Origin of the sequence: Micromonospora solifontis, assembly GCF_003725545.1 — a bacterium.
GTDB classification, from domain to species: domain Bacteria; phylum Actinomycetota; class Actinomycetes; order Mycobacteriales; family Micromonosporaceae; genus Micromonospora; species Micromonospora solifontis.
This window is the reverse complement of sequence record NZ_RJLN01000181.1, coordinates 1-2,661: the sequence shown is the minus strand read 5'-3', so window position 1 is coordinate 2,661 and position 2,661 is coordinate 1. Positions and strand designations below refer to the sequence as shown.

2 protein-coding genes are annotated in these 2,661 nt (G+C 66.1%); both read right to left on the bottom strand.

What is annotated here, in order from left to right; translation table 11 throughout:
* Positions 1-896: 2-oxoacid:ferredoxin oxidoreductase subunit beta (locus tag EFE23_RS27740; RefSeq protein ID WP_148058565.1), on the bottom strand; the 896-nt coding region annotated here is incomplete at its 3' end.
* Positions 889-2,661: 2-oxoacid:acceptor oxidoreductase subunit alpha (locus EFE23_RS27735; protein WP_148058564.1), on the bottom strand; the 1,773-nt coding region annotated here is incomplete at its 5' end. The genes EFE23_RS27735 and EFE23_RS27740, both read right to left, overlap by 8 nt.

Here is a 2,661-nt window from a genome sequence, read left to right as displayed (position 1 = left end):
ATGCCGATGGGGGTGTTGCGGAGGTCGGGTCCGGGTAGGCGGGTGAGGGCGAAGGCGTAGGCGGGGTCGGTGACGGTTGCGTCGTGCACGACGATCTGTTCGGCGGGGGTGTCGGCGGTGGGGCGGACTTCGAGGCCGAATCCGCCGGGTGGGTGGAGGATGCAGTGTTCGTTGTTGGTGCCGAAGGTGATGGGTTGGCCGTGTTCGAGGCGGATGAGGTGCTCGTCGCGGGTGGTGGGTTCTTTCAGTGGGTCGAAGGCGCCGTCGTTGAAGATGTTGCAGTTTTGGTAGATCTCGATGAAGGCGGAGCCTTGGTGGGCGGCGGCGGCGCGGAGTACGGATTGGAGGTGTTTGCGGTCGGAGTCGATGGTGCGGGCGACGAAGGTGGCTTCGGCGCCGAGGGCGAGGGAGAGGGGGTTGAATGGGGCGTCGGCGGAGCCGACGGGGGTGGATTTGGTGATTTTGCCGATTTCGGAGGTGGGGGAGTATTGGCCTTTGGTGAGGCCGTAGATGCGGTTGTTGAACAGCAGGATTTTCAGGTTGACGTTGCGGCGTAGGGCGTGGATGAGGTGGTTGCCGCCGATGGACAGGGCGTCGCCGTCGCCGGTGACGACCCAGACGGACAGGTCGGGTCGGGTGACGGTCAGGCCGGTGGCGATGGCGGGGGCGCGGCCGTGGATGGAGTGCATGCCGTAGGTGTTCATGTAGTACGGGAATCGGGAGGAGCAGCCGATGCCGGAGATGAACACGATGTTTTCTCGGGGGATGCCGAGTTCGGGCATGAATCCTTGGACGGCGGCGAGGATGGCGTAGTCGCCGCAGCCGGGGCACCAGCGGACTTCCTGGTCGGACTTGAAGTCCTTCGCGGTCAGTTTCACCGGGACGGGGTTAGACATTCTTGCAGACCTCTTCCAGCATCGTCTCCAGTTCCGCGGCGGTGAACGGTAGGCCGCGGACCTGGTTGTAGCCGATCGCGTCGATGAGGAATCGGGCGCGGATGACGTGGGCGAGTTGACCGAGGTTCATCTCCGGAATCACCACCCGCTCATACCGGGCCAGGACCTCGGCGAGGTTGGCGGGCATCGGGGCGAGGTGCCGCAGGTGTGCCTGGGCGACTTTCAGGCCGCGGTGACGCAGCCCGCGGCAGGCCGCGCCGATCGGCCCGTAGGTCGATCCCCAGCCGAGCACCAGGACGCGGGCGTCGCCGTCGGGGTCGTCGACCTCCACGTCCGGGACGCCGATGGCCTCGATGCGGGCGGCGCGGGTGCGGACCATGAAGTCGTGGTTGGCCGGGTCGTAGGAGATGTCCCCGGTCTTGTCGGCCTTTTCGAGGCCGCCGATGCGGTGCTCCAGGCCGGGGGTGCCGGGGATGGCCCACGGCCGGGCCAGGGTTTCCGGGTCCCGCAGATACGGCCAGAACGTGGCCCCGTCGTCTGCGTTGGGGGCGGTGGCGAACTGCACGCGCAGGTCCGGCAGCGAGTCGACCTCGGGCAGCAGCCACGGCTCGGAGCCGTTGGCGACGTAGTTGTCCGACAGCAGGATCACCGGCGTGCGGTAGGTCAACGCGATCCGCGCCGCTTCCAGCGCGGCGTGGAAACAGTCCGCCGGGGACTTCGGGGCGATCACCGCCACCGGCGCCTCACCGTGACGGCCGAACAGGGCCATGTTCAGATCCGCCTGCTCGGTCTTGGTCGGCATGCCGGTGGACGGGCCGGCCCGCTGCACATCCACGATCACCAACGGCAGTTCGAGGGCCACCGCCAGGGAAATCGTCTCGCTCTTCAACGCCACACCCGGGCCACTGGTCGTGGTCACACCCAACGAGCCGCCGTAGGAGGCGCCCAGGGCGGCGCCGACCGCGGCGATCTCATCCTCGGCCTGCATGGTGATCACACCGAACCGCTTGTGCTTGGACAACTCGTGCAGAATGTCCGACGCCGGGGTGATCGGATACGCCCCCAGAAACACCGGCAACCCCGACCGCACCCCCGCCGCCACCAAACCCAGCGACAGCGCGGCGTTGCCGGTGATGTTCCGATACACCCCCGGCACCATCTTCGCCGGCTTCACCTCATACCGGATCGAGAAGTCCTCCGTGGTCTCCCCGAAATTCCAGCCCGCCCGAAACGCCGCCACGTTCGCCGCGACCAACTCCGGTCGAGCGGCGAACTTCCGCTCCAAAAACCGCAACGTCGACTCATACGGCCGCGAATACATCCACGACAACAAACCCAGAGCGAACATGTTCTTCGCCCGCTCCGCGTCCTTCTTCGACACCGCCTGCTCCGCCAGCGCACCCACCGTCATCGACGTCAACGCCACCGGATGCACCACATACCCGTCCAACGAACCATCATCCAACGGACTGGCCGCATAGCCAACCTTCGACAGGTTCCGGCGCGTGAACTCATCAGTGTTCACGATGATGTCCGCACCCCGCGGCAAATCCACCAGATTCGCCTTCAACGCCGCCGGATTCATCGCCACCAGAACATTCGGCGCGTCCCCCGGCGTCAAAATGTCATAATCAGCGAAATGCACCTGAAACGACGACACCCCCGGCAACGTCCCCGCAGGCGCCCGAATCTCCGCCGGGAAATTCGGCAACGTCGAAATATCATTACCCAACTGCGCCGTCTCCGACGTGAACCGGTCACCCGT